This window comes from Flavobacterium aquidurense, from assembly GCF_001404985.1.
Classification (GTDB): Bacteria; Bacteroidota; Bacteroidia; order Flavobacteriales; family Flavobacteriaceae; genus Flavobacterium; species Flavobacterium aquidurense_B.
On record NZ_JRLF01000012.1, the window covers coordinates 660348 to 679017 of the forward strand.

General features: G+C 32.5%; 15 protein-coding genes. 6 read left to right on the forward strand and 9 right to left on the reverse strand.

From position 1 onward, the window contains the following. Window position 1: 1 nt before the first annotated feature. The 7 genes from RC62_RS14690 to tsaD all read right to left on the reverse strand — a co-directional run bounded on the left by RC62_RS14690 (window position 2) and on the right by tsaD (window position 6387). Entirely contained in the window at window positions 2-1183 is a 1182-nt protein-coding gene (locus tag RC62_RS14690) for a THUMP-like domain-containing protein (protein ID WP_055096447.1), read from the reverse strand. 2 nt (window positions 1184-1185) lie between these two features. Then, on the reverse strand, window positions 1186-2277 hold the full coding sequence (locus RC62_RS14695) for an AI-2E family transporter (protein ID WP_055096449.1): 1092 nt from the start codon (window positions 2275-2277) through the stop codon (window positions 1186-1188). Window positions 2278-2388: 111 nt separating this feature from the next. Beyond that, window positions 2389-3339: a zinc metalloprotease gene (locus tag RC62_RS14700; protein ID WP_055096451.1), complete on the reverse strand. Its 951-nt coding sequence runs from the start codon at window positions 3337-3339 to the stop codon at window positions 2389-2391. A gap of 159 nt (window positions 3340-3498) precedes the next feature. Next, entirely contained in the window at window positions 3499-3993 is a 495-nt protein-coding gene (locus tag RC62_RS14705; protein WP_055096453.1) for a TrmH family RNA methyltransferase, read from the reverse strand. Between the two features lie 10 nt (window positions 3994-4003). Continuing rightward, window positions 4004-4642 carry a DUF4159 domain-containing protein gene (locus tag RC62_RS14710; protein WP_055096455.1) on the reverse strand — a complete coding sequence of 213 codons (639 nt, stop codon included), beginning with the start codon at window positions 4640-4642 and terminating at the stop codon, window positions 4004-4006. A 6-nt stretch (window positions 4643-4648) separates the two neighbouring features. After that, window positions 4649-5362 carry a 16S rRNA (uracil(1498)-N(3))-methyltransferase gene (locus RC62_RS14715; RefSeq protein WP_055096458.1) on the reverse strand — a complete coding sequence of 238 codons (714 nt, stop codon included), beginning with the start codon at window positions 5360-5362 and terminating at the stop codon, window positions 4649-4651. A 2-nt stretch (window positions 5363-5364) separates the two neighbouring features. Then, complete coding sequence (gene tsaD, locus RC62_RS14720; RefSeq protein ID WP_055096461.1) at window positions 5365-6387, reverse strand: tRNA (adenosine(37)-N6)-threonylcarbamoyltransferase complex transferase subunit TsaD; 1023 nt, start codon at window positions 6385-6387, stop codon at window positions 5365-5367. A gap of 207 nt (window positions 6388-6594) precedes the next feature. Between tsaD and RC62_RS14725 the strand changes: the two genes are divergently transcribed. The 6 genes from RC62_RS14725 (at window position 6595) to RC62_RS14750 (ending at window position 15414) form a co-directional block, all read left to right on the forward strand. Continuing rightward, the gene (locus RC62_RS14725; protein WP_245176833.1) at window positions 6595-11094 is read left to right on the forward strand and encodes a translocation/assembly module TamB domain-containing protein; all 4500 of its coding nucleotides are present in this window, start codon (window positions 6595-6597) and stop codon (window positions 11092-11094) included. A gap of 302 nt (window positions 11095-11396) precedes the next feature. Continuing rightward, window positions 11397-12383 carry a 6-phosphofructokinase gene (gene pfkA, locus RC62_RS14730; protein WP_055096466.1) on the forward strand — a complete coding sequence of 329 codons (987 nt, stop codon included), beginning with the start codon at window positions 11397-11399 and terminating at the stop codon, window positions 12381-12383. An 88-nt stretch (window positions 12384-12471) separates the two neighbouring features. Then, window positions 12472-13476, forward strand: coding sequence for a type I glyceraldehyde-3-phosphate dehydrogenase (gap, locus tag RC62_RS14735; protein ID WP_055096468.1), 1005 nt, complete (start codon window positions 12472-12474; stop codon window positions 13474-13476). 129 nt (window positions 13477-13605) lie between these two features. Beyond that, complete coding sequence (locus tag RC62_RS14740; RefSeq protein ID WP_055096472.1) at window positions 13606-14457, forward strand: N-acetylglucosamine kinase; 852 nt, start codon at window positions 13606-13608, stop codon at window positions 14455-14457. Window positions 14458-14468: 11 nt separating this feature from the next. Further along, on the forward strand, window positions 14469-14843 hold the full coding sequence (locus RC62_RS14745; protein WP_055096474.1) for a methylglyoxal synthase: 375 nt from the start codon (window positions 14469-14471) through the stop codon (window positions 14841-14843). Window positions 14844-15030: 187 nt separating this feature from the next. After that, window positions 15031-15414 carry a methylglyoxal synthase gene (locus RC62_RS14750; RefSeq protein WP_055096476.1) on the forward strand — a complete coding sequence of 128 codons (384 nt, stop codon included), beginning with the start codon at window positions 15031-15033 and terminating at the stop codon, window positions 15412-15414. Here the strand turns inward: RC62_RS14750 and RC62_RS14755 are convergent. After that, window positions 15395-15775, reverse strand: a complete 381-nt coding sequence (locus tag RC62_RS14755; RefSeq protein WP_055096477.1) for a RidA family protein — start codon at window positions 15773-15775, stop codon at window positions 15395-15397. The genes RC62_RS14750 and RC62_RS14755 overlap by 20 nt on opposite strands. A gap of 125 nt (window positions 15776-15900) precedes the next feature. Next, on the reverse strand, window positions 15901-18630 hold the full coding sequence (locus tag RC62_RS14760) for a putative LPS assembly protein LptD (protein WP_082421302.1): 2730 nt from the start codon (window positions 18628-18630) through the stop codon (window positions 15901-15903). Window positions 18631-18670 lie beyond the last annotated feature (40 nt).

Consider the following 18670-nt stretch of genomic DNA (forward strand, 5'->3'; position numbering starts at 1 on the left):
TTTAAATAATTTTTCTGCAAATTAAAACTATTTTGCTATCATTTTTATCAGTTGTAAAAAAACAATACAAATTTCCTCCATTTTTTATTTTCCACTTTTTTCGAATGTTTTCTACCGTGTCCGGAAAATTTCGCGTGGTAACATTTGCCTGTTGATTGACGAGTTCCGCTTTCATTTCATTTTTACTATACGGGATCACTTTTTCGATTTCGAAAGCTCGTCCCGGGAAATCAATTAAATCATCTGAAGTATATAAATGAGAATGTTTATGCATTTTATTAATATTGAAAACAGTACTAACTTCATCAAAACCACCGGATTTCATGATGGCTGAATTTGGTTCGTAAACATATCTTTGAGGCAAATGATATATTGGAAAAACAGTATCATCACCTAAAATAAACTCAAAGGTTTCTATTTTGTCTTTTAGTAAATTGGCTGTTTTTATAGTTATTTCACCTGAATAATGATTGTGAATTTCAAAAAGCAACTCTTTTACTTCATTTTCAAGCGCAATAATATGTATGTTTTTTACGAATTTTAATTCAGATAGACCTGCAGAAAGATCAAGTAAAGGTGCTGTTTTTATTAAAATTGAATCTGCTTTTTCAAAATAAAAATCCAGTAAATCAGGCACATTTGGCAAACAGTCTTTCAGCATAAAAACTTTACCTTTTGCATCATTTCTACGGGAAGGATCAATATAAATCCAATCCCATTTTTGATTCAGTTCCTTTAAAACTGTGGTAGAATCCTGCGCATAAAAAGTGCAATTTTGTACTTTTAACTGTTCGAAATTATGTTTTACTATCGCAGATAAATCTTCGCTTATTTCGCAATGCGCAATCTTTTTAAATTTTTGGGAAAAATAATAATCATCTACTCCAAAACCTCCCGTAAGATCTATTAAACTGTCACCTGAAATCAAAGAAGCCTTATAAGCCGCAGTTTTTTCAGATGAGGTTTGCTCAACAGAGATTTTACCGGGATAAATAATATTTTCAGTCAAAAACCAGGTTGGTAATTTATCTTTTGCCTTAGACTTCGCCTCAATCTGATTTAGGATTAAAATCCAGTCGATTTCAGGAAACGGATTTTTCTGAAGCGCTAATTTTGTAATTGATGCACCACTATTTTGAGTTATAAACTCCTGAATATTTTGGTGCAAAATAGAAGTATTCAATGTTAGATTCTTTCGGTTAATACGGAGACAATTTTGTTTTCAGGAAAAAATTCTTTCAAAATTACTTTCACCATTGTAAATACAGGAATAGCTATAATCATCCCGACAATTCCAAAAGTAATTCCGCTTATCAAAGTAATCAGGAATATTTCCAGCGGGTGCGAATTTACACTTTTTGATGAAATTATAGGCTGGCTAATATTATTATCAATAGCCTGAACTACTAAAAATCCTATGATTACATATATGGTTCTTGGTAAAATTTCTGTCTGGAAATCACTTCCAATCATACTGATCATGGTTAAAATTCCTGCCAGTACAGTTCCAATAATTGGTCCTATGTAAGGAATGATATTTAAAATAGCACATAAAAAAGCAATTACAAAAGCATTTTTATTGCCAAAAATCATTAAAACAATCAGGTATAAAATAAACACAACCGTTAATTGAAGCAGTAAACCAATAAAATAACGGGTCAAAAAATGGTTGATTTTAGTAATTGAGTTTATGATTTTATCTTCATTAGTATCCGGAAGAATTTTTCTGGCACTTACTTTAAAAGCATCCTGATCTTTAATAAAGAAAAAGGTGATAAAAAACACAGATACTAATCCCATACCCATATTAGCCATAAAACCTAAAATTGAATTTATAAAACCGGTAAAATAGCTGAAATCGATTATAGAAGTTATTTTAGAATCTTTTAATACTTTATTTAAATCTACATGCTGAATATTAAAATAAGCTTCTATACTTTTCTCTGTTTCAATAAATTGCTGCTGCAGGTTATTAGTATCCAGAAGAGATAAATTATTAGCCTGAGAAATAATTAATGGTACAAATAATAATATAAAACCTACTATTGCCAATATAAAAACAATCAGAGTTGTGGTGGCTGCGAGGGAATTACTGAATTTTAATTTATTTTTTAAAAATTGTACTAACGGATTTGCAATTAAACACAGTAATAATGAGATGCATAAGTAAACAATTACTGTTTGTATTTCGTATAGAAAGTATAAAATGGCAGCAATAACCAAGATTGTTGTTAAAGCCCTTAAAATTCCGTTAGAAATAATTTTTGATGTTATCATGATTCGATTTTAGATTATAAATATAGCAAAAAGCTTTTATATATGGGCGGTAAACAAAAAAAAGCGAGATGATAATCACCTCGCTTTTCCCATTTATTTTAACCTGTTTTTTTAGATTCCAAATGCAGCTCTTGCTCCACCGGTTACAAAAATAGCGGCCATTCTACTTTTTTGCCCGTTAGAGAACATGTACATTGCGTTATCATCCACATAATCCATGTAGTTCATAGTCATTTCTACAGGAGTTCCTGAACAAGTACTATAGTGAGGATAAGCAGGTACACCATAATTTGCTGTGTTATGAGTTGGTGTGTCAGATACTAAATCACTTCCGCAAGTAGCATCTCCCCAAATGTGACGTAAATTCATCCAGTGACCTACTTCATGAGTAGCAGTTCTCCCTAAGTTGTAAGGAGCAGCTGATGAACCTGATAAACCAAAATATTTAGAATCAACTACAACTCCGTCTGTAGCAGATGCTCCACCAGGAAATTGAGCATAACCTAATATTCCGCCACCAATTGTGCAAGACCATAAGTTAAGTTTTGTTGTTGGTGAAGTTGGTGCTAAACCACCTTGTGCCACTTTTTTTACTGCATCATTTGTTCCCCATGATGTTTTTGTAGTCGATTTTCTAATAACCTGATCTAAAACAAATGAAATTCCAACATTAGCTTTTACACCTGCAAATAGAGCAGGAACGCTGTTGTAATCAGAGTTTAAGGCATTAAAATCTTTGTTTAAAACATCGATTTGTGTTTGGATTTGTGCATCAGAGATGTTTTCTGCAGTTGTTCTGTACAATACATTAACAACAACCGGAATTTGAACTTTACCATTTACAAGTTTGCCTGTAAGTAAGGCTTTGTCTGTAAAAGCTTCGATTTCATTCATTCTGATAGCTAAAGTAGGATCAGCTTTTAATTGAGCTTCTAAAACTTCTTGAGTTGCGCATCCGCGATGGGCAATAGCACTTACATTTGAATCTGTAGATTCTGTTTGGTCGTTTTGACAAGAAAACAGCACTAATGCTGTGAATGCGGTAATAAGAACTTTTTTCATAATAATTTGGGTTTTTGTTATAAAAAATTAAATTTGGTTATTTATACCGCAATTTTATAACATTTAAATTATTGTAACAAAATTTTTACAATAATAATTTTGTGAGAATTTTACAATCCCTTGTATAGTCTAGTTCTTACAAAAATTAACACTTTTTTATTAAGAAGTAAATTCGTACAAAGCTATACTTGCAGCTTGTACAACATTCATGCTTGAGTTCTTTCCGAACATATTTATGTGAACAATTTGGTTCGAAATTTTTAATAATTCATCTGAAATTCCATCAATTTCACTTCCGATTAAAAGTGCAATTTTTTGATTTTCAGGAATTACAACTTCTTTTAACGGTTTACTATTGCTGGCGATTTCCAAAGCAATAATTTCAAAGTTATTTTGAAGTAAGTAATCGACAAGATCAGTTGTTTGTTCGATTATAGTATGAGGCACATGAAGATGCGTGCTTCGTGATGTTTTATTGATTTTTCTGGGAGTAAGCGGAATATCTTTTCCTAAAAAGATGATATTTTCTACTCCAAAAGCTTCACTGATTCTAAAAAGCGAACCTATATTCTGCTGAAAATAAATGTGATCGCAAACTAATGTGATTGGAAATGTTTTTCTCTCAAATTGATTTTCTCCGTGAGTAAGCTGCACTTTTAAAATTTTAATTCGTAAAAATATAATTGATAATATTGGCGCCCATTTTTAAGGCTTTGTCCCTAACTCCTGCAGGATCATTATGAACCTCTGCATCTTCCCAGCCATCGCCCAAATCACACTCATAAGTATATAATAATACTAATTTGTTTTCTATAAAAATCCCAAAAGCCTGAGGACGCGTTCCGTCATGTTCATGAATTTTAGGTAATCCTGCAGGAAACGGAAATGGTTTTTGAAATATGGGATGACTCGCCGGAATTTCGACTAAATTAGTAGTAGGGAATATTTTTTTTATTTCTTTTCGAATGTATTGATCCATTCCGTAATTATCATCAATATGAAGAAAACCGCCTCCGTTTAGGTAATTTCTAAGATTGCTAATATCCGAATCGCTAAAAACCACATTTCCGTGTCCGGTCATATGCACAAAAGGATAAGAAAGTAAATCAGGATTACCGGGTTCAACAGTCGAAGGTTTTGCTTTTATTCGCGTATTAATGTTGGCATTGCAAAACTTTATTAAGTTAGGCAAAGATGTTGGATTTGCATACCAATCACCACCTCCGCTATATTTTAGCAAAGCAATTTCTTGCGAAAATGAAGAAATAGAAACCAATAAAAACAGAAAGAATATTTTTTTCATGCAATTTTAATTTGGTATTTCATTAAAAAAAACAATACTATGACATGCTACAATTGCAGCAGTTTCAGTTCTTAATCTTGTATTTCCTAGCATAACCGGCTGATAATTATTTTCTATAGCCAATGCGATTTCCTTTTCAGAAAAATCACCTTCCGGACCAATAAGCATCGTAACACTTTCATTGGGTTTTAGAATATCTTTTAATGATTTTTTATCTGTTTCTTCGCAATGTGCAATCAATTGCAAACCTTTATTTTTTTGTTTTATGAATTCCTTAAACGAGATTGCTTCGTTTAATTTTGGCAGATATGTTTCGTTCGATTGTTTCATTGCTGAAAGAATAATCTTTTCAAAACGCTCTAAATTAATTACTTTTCGTTCAGAGCGATCGCAAATAATGGGCGTGATTTCCTGAATTCCTATTTCGGTTGCTTTTTCTAAAAACCATTCAAAACGATCGTTCATTTTGGTTGGTGCAACCGCTAAATGCAAATGAAATTTTGGCTCTGGAGATTTTTTTATCGAAAGTACCTGAACAGTACATTTGTTGTCTGAAGCCAATGTGATTTCAGTTTCAAACAATAAACCAAAACCATTTGTAACATGTAAAATGTCCGAATCTTTTTTTCTGAGAACCTTTATAATATGTCGGCTTTCTTCTTTGTCAAAAGCAAAACTTTCAGTTGATTCGTCAATATCGGGATTGTAAAATAATTGCATAATTAAAATTGAATTCGCGCTTTCGAAACTACTGCTGAAGTTTCGAAACGACTTGATAAATATTTTTGATACCCTACAATTCCTATCATTGCGGCATTATCTGTAGTGTATTCGAATTTGGGAATAAAAGTTTTCCAACCGTATTTTCCTTCGCTTTCTTTTAATCTTGTCCTGATTCCTGAATTTGCAGAAACGCCTCCGCCAATCGCAATTTGTTTGATTCCGGTTTCTTTTACCGCTAATTTCAATTTGTCCATCAAAATTTCTATAATAGTATATTGAATAGAAGCACAGATATCATTCAGGTTTTCTTCGATGAAATTGGGGTTCTCCAGTTTTTTCTTCTGAATAAAATATAAGATGGCTGTTTTTAATCCGGAAAAACTAAAGTCTAATCCGGGAACTTTTGGTTTTGTAAACGCAAATGCTTTTGGATTTCCTTCTTTGGCATATTTATCAATCAAAGGTCCGCCGGGATAAGGAAGGCCAAGAATTTTAGCACTCTTGTCAAACGCTTCTCCAACAGCATCATCAGTAGTTTCACCGATAATTTCCATATCAAAAAAGCCGTTTACTTTCACAATCTGAGTATGACCGCCGCTAATTGTCAGGGCCAAAAAAGGAAATTCAGGTTTATCAAAACCTTCTTCGTCTATAAAATGCGCTAAAATATGTGCATGCATATGATTAACAGCAATTAACGGAATCTTTAAAGCGAGTGAGAGCGATTTGCTAAAAGAACTTCCTACCAGCAAAGAGCCCATTAATCCCGGACCTTGCGTAAAAGCTATAGCAGTTAGTTGATCTTTTTGTACATTTGCTTTGCGAAGTGCAGCATCTATTACCGGAACAATATTTTGTTGATGTGCTCTCGAGGCTAATTCAGGAACTACACCACCATATTGGTTGTGAATTAACTGATTGGCCACAACATTTGAGAGTACTTTGTCGTTATGTAAAACCGCGGCGGCAGTATCATCGCATGAACTTTCGATGGCAAGAATAAAAACCTCTGAATTTTGCATATAAAGGCACGAATTTTGAATTATATTTGACAAATCAAATATTTGATTTTCTTTTATTATAAGGAGAAGCCAAAATTAAAGAATTTTTATCAAAAACAGTCGTTCTTTGTCTGTTCAAAATAAATTAAAAGAAAACTAAAAATAAAAGCAGCTATCAAAACAGTAAAGAAAATAATATCCAGAACCCTAATTGGGTTAATTTTACTTTTGTTGGCACTCGCTATAACCTTGTCTTTGCCCTTTGTTCAGACAAAAATTGCACACTACGTAACAGAATCTCTCAGAACGGATTTTAAAGCTGATATTAAAGTTGATAAAGTAGCATTAAATATTTTTGGAGGTGTTAAACTAAAAAATGTAGTAATTCTCGACCATCACAAAAAAACTTTAATCTATTCTGATATTATTACAACAGATATTTTGAGCTTTAAGAGGTTAATAGATGGGGATTTGATTTTTGGAGATCTTCGTCTAACAGGTTTGATTTTTAACCTGAAAACCTATAAAAACGAGAACGAAAATAATATCAATAAGTTTATTAAATTATTTGAGACCGGTAAAAAATCCCAATCAAAAGGACATTTTTTGCTTACAGCCAGAAATGCTTACATATCAAATGGGAATTTTTCTGTTGTAGATGAAAATAAAACAACACCGGTATTCCTGGATTTTAAAAAATTAAATGCCTATATCAGTGATTTTAAATTGTACGGGCCAGATGTAAATACAAACATTCACAGGTTTTCTTTTTTAGATCACCGCGGTTTGTATGTTTCCAATTTTGCCGGTAAATTAACATATACTAAAAAACAGATTAAAGTTGAAAATCTGGCAATAAAAACGAAGAGATCCTGGATTTACGGTAAAGCGGTTTTAAATTATAAAGTAGAGGATTTTTTGCATTTTACTGATAAAGTAAAATTTGATGTTGCACTTGATTCTGCGTCTATTGCCTCAAATGATATTCGTTATTTTTATGACGGATTGGGTAAAAACCAGCATTTTAAAATCAAAACCAAGATAAAAGGAACTTTAAACAATCTTAATTTAAGACATCTTAAATTAAGTGATACAAATGGTTCTAAGATTAACGGAACCATTAATTTTAAAAATCTGTTAGGAAGCAAAACCCAAAAGTTTGCTATGGATGGAAAGTTTGATAAACTGATATCCAGTTATGATAATTTAGTGGTGATATTACCCGGGATCTTAGGAAAAAAACTTCCAAAGGAACTTAAGAGAATTGGTAAATTTAATATTGTTGGTAAGGCTAAAGTTTCGACAATAGCTTTAGAAACTAATTTTAAAATGATTACTGATCTAGGAAACGGGCAAGCCGATCTGCATATGAATAATATGGATTTTATCGATAAAGCATCCTATTCTGGAAATATTATTTTAGACAATTTTAATGTTGGTGCTTTGCTGAATCGAAAAGATATTGGCAGGACAACCCTGAATTTAGATGTTGACGGTGTTGGATTTACTGAAAAATATCTGAACACCATTATAAAAGGAGATATTTCAAAATTAGATTACAATAAATATACCTACAATAATATTGTGGTGAATGGTAATTTTAAATTGCCGTATTATAAAGGGCAGCTTTCTGTAAATGATCCCAATTTAAGCCTGACTTTTGATGGTTTGGTCGATTTGAGTAAACGCGAAAGTAAATATGATTTTCATATTAATGTAGAAAATGCGGATTTAAGAAAACTGAGATTCATAAACGATTCTGTTTCCAGTTTTAGAGGAGATGCAGTTGTCGAAGTTACCGGAAACTCGATCGAGAACCTGCAAGGTACCGTTTCGATCAAAGATGCTGTATATCAAAATCCAAAGGCAACCTATGCTTTTGATGAAATAACAGTTAATTCTAATTTTGATGCCGATAAACTACGTACGATTACCATTAATTCTAAAGATGTTGTAAATGGTCAGATAGTTGGTAAATTTCAGTTTGCACAATTAGAAAAGCTTGTAATGAATTCCGTTGGAAGCCTTTACACCAATTATAAACCTTATAAAGTTAAAAAAGGGCAGTTTCTGCGTTTTAATTTTCATGTTTACGACAAAGTAGTCGAAATGCTTTATCCGGAAATTAATATTGATTCAAGTACGGTAATGCGCGGAAAAATTGATTCTGATTTGCAGGAATTTAAATTCAGGTTTAAATCACAGAAAATTACGGCTGCAAAAAACACTTTCGATAATATCCGAATCAGTATCGATAATAAAAACCCACTTTATAATGCGTATGTCGAATTAGACAGTATTAAAACACCTTATTATAAGGTACGTGATTTTAATTTGATCAATGTAACATCAAAAGATACTTTGTTTGTTCGATCTGAGTTTAAAGGTGGAGAAAAAGGGGAGGATTATTTTAATCTGGATTTGTATCATACCATTGATAAAAACAAAAATAATATTGTTGGAATCAAGAAATCGGAAATGAAATTTAAAGACTATTTATGGTATTTAAATGAAAATTCTGAACAAGATAATCAGATTGTTTTTGATCAGTATTTTAAAAACTTTACAATTGATAATATTATTTTATCACACGAAAATCAGAAAATTGATTTAAACGGAGTGATAAAAGGAAATGATTATAAAGATATCGTACTGAATTTTGAGGATGTTGATATCAATAAAATTACCCCGCTAAATTCTAAATTTGTTTTTAATGGTAATTTAAACGGAAACATAAATTATAAACAGAATAAGAATGTTTATCAGCCAACAGCGGCTATTACCATCGATCATCTTAATTTGAATAAAATAGATCTGGGGACTTTGAACTTTGATATTTCAGGAGATGAAAGTTTTAAAAAGTTCACGATAAATTCCTCTATTCAAAATGGTTTTACAGAATCATTTAGGGCAAACGGAACTTTTGCAATCGAAAATAAGGAGACTTTTCTGGATTTAAATCTAAAACTCGAAGGATTTAATCTTGCCACTTTAGGAACGGTTGGCGGTGATGTGCTGTCGAATGTGAGAGGATCTGTTTCCGGAAATGCCGCGGTTATAGGAAATCTTAAAAAACCGGAAATAAACGGCCGATTGTATGTAGAAAAAGCCGGAATGACAGTTCCATACCTTAATACGGATTATGAACTCAGTGACCGAACTGTTATTGATTTAACCGATGAAAAGTTTTTATTTAGAAACAATCAGCTTACTGATACAAAATACCAAACAAAAGGATTGCTAAATGGTAGTATTGAACATCATAATTTTTCAGACTGGAAGTTAGATCTTACTATAACATCTAAACGATTGTTGGCATTGGATACGAAAGATAGTGAAGATGCCGCCTATTTTGGTACCGCATTTATTAATGGGACAGCAAGTATAAAAGGTCCAACAGAAAACTTATTTATAAAGGTAGATGCTAAATCTGAGAAAGGAACTGAAGTTAAGATTCCGATCAATAATGCGCAAAGCGTAGGAGAGAGCAGCTGGATTCATTTTGTTACACCAAAAGAAAAATACAATCTGGCGAATGGTATCGTCGAGAAAACAAGAAATTATAATGGTCTTGAGCTGGAATTTGATTTTGATATTACCCCGGATGCCGAGGTCGAAGTTATTTTGGACAGAAATTCAGGACACGGAATGAAAGGAAAAGGATACGGATCATTATTATTTAAGATAAATACACTGGGTAAATTTAATATGTGGGGAGATTTCCAGGCATATGAAGGAACTTATAATTTTAAATACGGTGGATTAATCGATAAAAAATTCTCAGTCAAAAAAGGAGGATCTATTATTTGGGAAGGAAACCCTATGAAAGCTCAGTTGAATCTTGAGGCAGTATATAAAACCTCTGCAAATCCTGCTGTACTTTTAGATAATACTTCGTCATTTAATAAAAAAGTACCGGTAGAAGTTGTCATTGGATTGAGAGGAGATTTAACGAGCCCGGAGCCTAATTTTGATATTCAGTTTCCATCTGTGAGCAATGTTCTTAAGTCAGAGATACAATATAAGCTGGATGATAAAGATATTCGTCAGACTCAGGCGCTGTATTTACTGTCGACAGGTTCGTTTATGAGTACAGATGGATTTAGTCAGGGCGATTTGTCCGGAACATTATCAGAAACCGCTTCCAGTTTATTGGGTGGAATTATAAAATCTGATAATGATAAAGTCAATATTGATTTAAATTATATTTCTGCTGATAAAAGATTAGGTCAGGAAGCTGATGGACAGTTTGTGGCAAATATAACCTCTCAGGTAAATGAAAGAATCACGATCAACGGAAAATTAGGAGTTCCGGTTGGAGGTGTAAATGAGTCAGCTATCGTGGGAGATATCGAAATATTATACAGGGTAAATGAAGATGGATCTATGAACCTGCGTTTGTTTAATAAAGAAAATGATATCAATTATATTGGGCAAGGAATTGGATATACGCAAGGAGTTGGTATCTCGTATGAGGTAGATTTTGATACTTTTAGCGAATTGGTAAATAAGCTCTTTAAAAACCATAAATTAGAAAAAGCCATAAAAAGCTCTTCAGATGATTTACAGGATTCTTATCTAAATCCTGACTTTGTTAATTTCACTAATAAAAAAGATGCTGAAAAGAACAAAAAGAAAACAGATAAAAAAACAGATAAGAAAGAAGAAGAGAAAAAACCACCGCCTCAAAATAATAATGAAGGATTAATTCCTGACAATGATTTCTAAAAGATTGTTAAAATAACCATATATAAAACCATTCGTTACCGCGAATGGTTTTTTTATGCTAAATTTAGCGGCACATAAATTTTACGATACTTAGTTATAGATTTTTATAACACTTCATTTATGTATTGTTAATTTTAAAGATTTAATTAAAATAAGTGGCTTTTATTATTTTAAATGAATTTTTTACTATCGAAAAACTTATTAACGAAAACGTTTGAATTTAACATATTTTATTAATTTATTATAAACATAACCCAGAAAGTGGTGAATGTTTGCTAATTTTACACTTTAATACTTAAATAATGCCAAAAACAATAAAAAAAGTTGGTGTTCTAACATCGGGAGGAGACTCACCAGGAATGAATGCCGCGATACGATCAGTTGTTCGAACATGTGCTTATCATAATATAGAATGCATAGGAATTTATAGAGGGTATCAGGGAATGATCGAAGGAGACTTCAAAGAAATGGGACCCCGAAGCGTAAATAATATTGTAAACAAAGGCGGAACGATCTTAAAATCTGCTCGTTCAGTTGAGTTTAGAACACCGGAAGGTAGAAAAAAAGCCCACGAAAATCTATTAAAAGCAGGCGTTGATGCTCTGGTTGTAATAGGTGGTGACGGAAGTTTTACCGGAGGATTGATTTTCAATTCAGAATACGGTTTTCCTGTAATGGGAATTCCGGGTACAATCGATAACGATATTTTTGGAACCAGCCATACTTTAGGGTATGACACTGCCTTGAATACAGTAGTAGATTGTATTGATAAAATTAGAGATACTGCAAGTTCACATAATCGTCTGTTTTTTGTAGAGGTTATGGGTAGAGATGCCGGACATATTGCTCTTAATGCCGGAATTGGTGCAGGTGCAGAAGAAATTCTTATTCCTGAAGAAGATTTAGGTCTGGACAGATTACTGGACTCTCTTCAAAAAAGTAAAGCTTCAGGAAAATCATCCAGTATAGTTGTTATTGCCGAAGGGGATAAAATTGGTAAAAACGTATTCGAATTAAAAGATTACGTTGAAGCTAATTTACCTGAATATGATGTAAGGGTTTCTGTATTAGGACACATGCAGCGTGGTGGTTCACCATCTTGTTTTGATCGTGTTTTAGCAAGCCGTTTAGGTGTAAAAGCAGTAGAATCACTGATCGAAGGTAAATCAAATTACATGGTAGGTCTGCAAGCAGATAAAGTTGCTTTAACGCCTCTTGAACAGGCAATTAAAGGTAAATCTGAAATTGATAGAGAGCTGTTGAGAGTATCTGATATCATGTCAACATAAATAAAAGTTTAAAATAGGAAAGAAGTTTATTGTGAGGAAATTAGACTTTAAATTAGTGTAATAAAAACAAAAGCAAAAATTAAGTAAAATGTCAAAAGTAAAATTAGGAATAAACGGATTTGGACGTATCGGAAGAATCGTTTTTAGAGAATCTTTCAATAGAGATAATGTAGAAGTGGTAGCAATCAACGATTTGTTAGATGTTGATCACTTAGCTTATTTATTAAAATATGATTCAGTTCACGGTCGTTTCGACGGAACTGTAGAAGTTAAAGAAGGAAAACTTTTTGTAAACGGAAGAAATATCCGTATCACTGCAGAAAGAAATCCGGCTGACTTAAAATGGAATGAAGTTGATGTTGATGTAGTTGCTGAATGTACTGGTATTTTTACAACTATCGAAACTGCAAATGAGCACATTAAAGGTGGTGCTAAAAAAGTAATTATTTCTGCACCGTCTGCAGATGCTCCAATGTTTGTAATGGGAGTAAACCATGAAACTGCAAAAGCTTCTGATTTAGTTGTTTCTAATGCTTCATGTACTACAAACTGTTTAGCGCCTTTAGCTAAAGTTATTCACGATAACTTCGAAATTGTTGAAGCTTTAATGACAACTGTTCACGCAACAACTTCAACTCAAATGACTGCTGATGGTCCTTCAAGAAAAGACTGGAGAGGTGGACGTGCTGCAAGCATTAACATTATTCCTTCTTCAACTGGAGCTGCAAAAGCTGTTGGAAAAGTAATCCCTTCTTTGAATGGAAAATTAACTGGAATGTCTTTCCGTGTTCCTACTGCTGACGTTTCTGTAGTAGATTTAACTGTAAAAGTTGCTAAAGAAACTACTTACGAAGAAATCCTTGCTGTATTGAAAAAAGCTTCTGAAACTGACTTAAAAGGTATCTTAGGATATACTGAAGATGCTGTTGTTTCTCAGGATTTTATTTCTGATAAAAGAACTTCAATCGTTGATGCAACTGCAGGAATTGGTTTAAATTCAACTTTCTTCAAATTTGTATCTTGGTATGATAATGAGTACGGATACTCTAGTAAATTGATTGATTTATCTGTACACATTGCAGGTTTAAAATAATATTATATATTTTTGCAAAATCCCGTTATTTCAAAGTAACGGGATTTTCTTATTTTGTTATGCCTTTAATTAATGTAAAAAACACACTTTTTATTTAGTTAAAGTAAACTAATCCAAAAACTAAATAAAATGAAATTAATAGTTGATAGTGGATCTACTAAAGCCGATTGGATTGCAATTGATGATAATGGAAAAGTATTATTCACCACACAAACTTTAGGATTAAATCCTGAAATTCTTGACGGTCCTGAAATTATTTCAAGATTAAATGACCGTTTTGATATTCTTCAAAATAAAAAAAATGCCACTCATTTGTTCTTTTACGGAGCAGGTTGTGGTACAGAGAGAATGCAAACATCCCTTTCTCAAATATTTCAGGAATATTTTAGCAACGCTATAGTAGAAGTTCATGAAGATACCTATGCAGCGGTTTATGCAACAACTCCAAAAGGAGAAGAAGCAATCGTAAGTATTTTAGGAACAGGTTCTAACTGTAGTTATTTTGATGGAAAATTATTGCATCAAAAAGTTCAGTCATTAGGCTATATTGCAATGGATGATTGTAGCGGAAATGTTTTTGGAAAAGAGTTGATCAGAAAATATTATTTCAATAAAATGCCAAAAGAACTGGCGGTAGAATTTGAAAAAGAATATGATTTAGATCCTGATTTTATCAAAAATAAATTATACAAAGAGCCAAATCCAAATGCTTATTTAGCAACTTTTGCAAAGTTTTTAATCAAACATAAGGATACTGAGTTTTGCAGAAAAATCATTTTTAAAGGAATGAAATCTTTTGTAAAAAACTACATCAAACAGTATGATAACTGTAAAGAAATTCCAGTTCATTTTGTAGGTTCAATCGCTTTTTACCTGAAAGACGAATTACAAGAAACATTTGATAAGTATGAACTTCAATTGGGGAATGTTTTAAGAAGACCTATTGATGGATTGATAGCTTATCACGTTGCTAATCAATAATAAAGTAACATATGGAAATTGCTATTATAGCTCACGATGGAAAGAAAGCAGATATGGTTCAGTTTTTAAATAAAAACAAAACCCTTCTTCTTCAGGAAAACATTAAATTAATTGCAACAGGAACTACCGGAAGTAAAGCTATAAACGCAGGATTTAAGGTAAAAAGAAAGCTTTCAGGACCAATGGGAGGTGATGCACAAATTGCTGCCCGGGTAGCTGAAGGTAAAACACAAATGGTTTTCTTTTTTAAAGATCCGCTTGCAAGTCATGCTCATGAAGTCGATATTAACATGCTTATTCGTGTTTGTGATGTACATAATGTGCCCCTGGCGACAAACGAAGCTTCTGCTCAGTTATTACTTAATGCCATTGCGCTGCAATTATAGAAAATTTACCTATATACCTAATATTCAAAAACCGTTTCAGTAAATGAAACGGTTTTTTTTGTCTTCTGAAATGTTATAATTTTGTGTATTTGACTTGTGTTTTAGTTAAATATTTGACAATCATTATTTTAATAAAGATATGTTTCTTTTTTTAACGTAAGTTTGATAATAAATTTATTGTTAAATCATGAAAAAACATGTAATCGCAATTATTGCGCACGATAATAAGAAAGCAGATATGATTCAGTTTTTAATAAAAAATGGAATTACGCTGCAACATGAAAAAGTAAAACTAATTGCGACAGGATTATTAGGCAGAAACGCAGAAAAATCAGGATTTAAAGTAAAAAAAATGCTGCCTTGCAGTATGGGCGGCGATGCACAGATTGCCTCAAAAGTGGCGGAGGGCAGTATTAATGTTGTGTTTTTCTTTAAAGATCCTTTGGCAAGTCACGCTCATGAAGTAGATGTTAATATGCTGCTCAGGATTTGTGATGTTCATAATGTGCCGTTGGCTACTAATGAAGCAACGGCACAATTATTATTAAATGCTATTGTACAGCGATTATAGAAATCTCTACATTTACATTTTTGGGTAAACATGCTACTTGTACCGTTTCGCGTGCCGGAGCCGTTTTTTCATCAAAATAAGAACCGTAGATAGTATTTATCGCGGCAAAATTATTCATATCCATAATAAAGATAGTAGCTTTAACTACGTTTTCGAAAGTCATATCTGCAGCCTCTAATATTGCAGCAATATTTTTCATCACCTGAGTTGTCTCATCATTGATGTTTTCTGTGATAAGTTCTCCTGAAGCCGGGTTTATTGCAATCTGACCAGAAGCATAAAGTGTATTTCCTGATAATACAGCCTGATTATAAGGTCCGATTGGAGCTGGTGCTTTCTCTGTAAAAATGATCTTTTTCATAGTAATAGTTATTTAAGAATACTAAATTGAAGAATTATAATTTTATTAAATATTATGAAATTAAGATTAAACGTTTAAATCTAATTTCATAATACTTAAAATAATATGTTTAATTGATAATTGTACTATCGATTAGAAGTGCTTCGTTTGTTCCATTTGATGTCACTAAGCATTCCGGATTTAATTCCAATAAAGAAATTCCAGTTTGAGTTTACGCCCAGTGGAGTCCAGTTAAAAGCCATTCTCCAGCTTAATAAATCCCTTTCGAAACGAAATTGGGTAAAAGTAACCCCTTTTTGAACAAAATCGTAACCCGTCGAAACTCCACCTTTCCATTTAGGAGTAATATCCATATTGGCGGAAATCATGATGGAATTTCCTGTAATTTTATTCTCGCGATTGACATTTGAATAGGTTAATGAATAAGCCATTGTCATATCCCACGGAATTTTAGAATTAAAAAATTCAGTTATAACATCTTTATCATCATCTTTTTCATTCGCAAATTGACTATTTCTGCTGTCATTTAAATCTGTATTTGTTCCGAATAAATCATCTTTACGACCACCATTCCGTTCACTTTGCTTATTTTCTTCTTTTCCGGATCCTTTGTTTGAGAACGAATAATTTAATGTAACGTTAGCACTTGTCATTCTGAACAAACTTCCGCCATTATCAATATTGTAGGTGTTTATTCTTGCTCCGCCATTATCGATTGCATATGGATCTAATGTAGCACCAAAATTGACATTCATTTTATTGTCAAAAAGCTGTGTTCCGCCGCTTACAAGTACAGGTTGCCAGGCTAAGGTTTCTTTTCCGTCAGCATTAAAATTATAACTCGTACTGAAGTTTAAGTTGTTCAGCAGCATTATTTTTTTAGGTTCTGTTTTTGTACTGTCGCTGTCTCTTACTTTAGCCTCAAATGTGTTGCTTAAAGCAAAGGATACAATGTTTGAATTGCTTTTTCCCGGTGCTCCAAAAATACCGCCGTCAAATCTCGAATAAGTAGAAATTCTTCCTGAAGCGTCAACAGTATAATTGTTGTAATATTGATCGAAGCTTGGTGTGTAAGAGTAAGTTACGGTTGGTCTCATGACGTGACGAATCGATTGGATTTTTTTGTCACTGCCAAAATTAAATGTACCGTAAATCGTAGTTCCTAAATTTGTACTGAAATTATAAGTTCTGTAAGCGTCAAAACCATTTACTGTTTTGTCAATCACTTTACTTTGGTCATAATCGTAATTTTTGTCTATAGTTTTTGTAACCCAGGTTTCCTGATAATTTGTAGATGCTCCAGCACTAAAATATTTAAAAACTTTAAAATTGGTACTGATAGGAATACTGTGCTGCATACCTATTTGTGCATCTCTAAACATCTGAGGTTTAAAAAATAAGGAATCTGTAGTGTTAAAATTGTTTTTACCACTTAAGTTATACTGTAAATTGATGTTTTTGATAAGTCCTTTTTTAACGCCATCTTTTCCAACAAAAGGATATACACGATCAACACTGGCTTGTAAAGCCGGTAAAGTCATCTGAATTTGCTCTGTTTGTGTATTTTGTGAATGTGTAGCGGTCAATGAAAAACGCGCCTGTGGTATTGTATTAAAGGTTTTGTTGTATGAGATCGATGAATTTAATGTGTTATTTAAATTTGAACCTACGTTTGCCTGATTGATAGATCTTTTAAAGTATTTACTGCTACCCATATTTACAGATGCAGAAAAACTTGAATTTGGATTCGATTTAGTGTCTTTTGCATGAGACCACTGAATATTGTAAATGCTTTGTTTGCTGTAATCAGGATAACCACGCTCACTATTGATCAGGTTTTCAAAACGAACATTAATATTTCCTCTGTATTTATACCGTTCTGCATAAGCTGATTCAAAACGCATGGCGTAACTACCATTTGTATAATAATCCCCTAAAACGGTCAGATCATAATTTTCGCTTAAAGCAAAATAATACCCCATGTTCTGCAAGGAGAAACCTCTGGTATTAGAATCGTTATAACTTGGTATAATAATACCTGAAACGCTTTTTTCCTGACTCATAGGAAAATAAGCAAAAGGTAAAGCCAGTGGAGTAGGTACATCAGCAATTACCATATTGGTTAAACCGGTAATTACCTTTTTACCCGGAATAAATTTTACTTTATTCGTCTGGAAATAATATTCAGGATTATCAATGTCTTTCGAAGTCGTAAAGCGGGCTCCTTTTAAGAAATAAACAGAATCGTTCTCTTTTTTAGTAACTGCAGCTTTGATTTTAAATTCTCCCTGTTCAGTTCTTGAATTATAAATTAAAGCTTTTTTAGTTTTAAAATTAAAACGGATAGAATCAGGCTGAACTTCGCTGGCTCCTTGTTTAAAGTTAGGATATTGAACTAAAACACCGGCAGAATCTTTAATTCTTCCCGCATAAACTTCATCTTTCTCAGTATTAAGTACAATAATACCTGATTTTAGCTCAACATCTTTATAATATAATTCCGCTTCATTATATAAAGTAAGCGTATTTGTTTTCTTATCGTACTTTGCGTAATCTTTGGCTTTGTATTTTGTTGGAGCATCCAGAAAAGTCTTTTTTGCTCTGACAGTATCAAGTTTTATAGTGTCTGCTACTTTAATTTCAGGCTTATCTGATTGTTTTACAGTTGATAATGGCTTTTTTTTGTTTTTTATCTCTTGCGAATATAAATTACCACATCCTAATGTTAGGAAAAATGATAATAAAACGATATTAAATAAGTTTGTATGCAAAGGTTTAAATGCTATTTTTGTAAAATTATGGCTTGTTTTTTGACATGTCAAACTTACATATAATTTTTTGTCAAAAATAATCAATTGTAAAAATTATAGCTGTTACGTTTTATTAAAATTAACT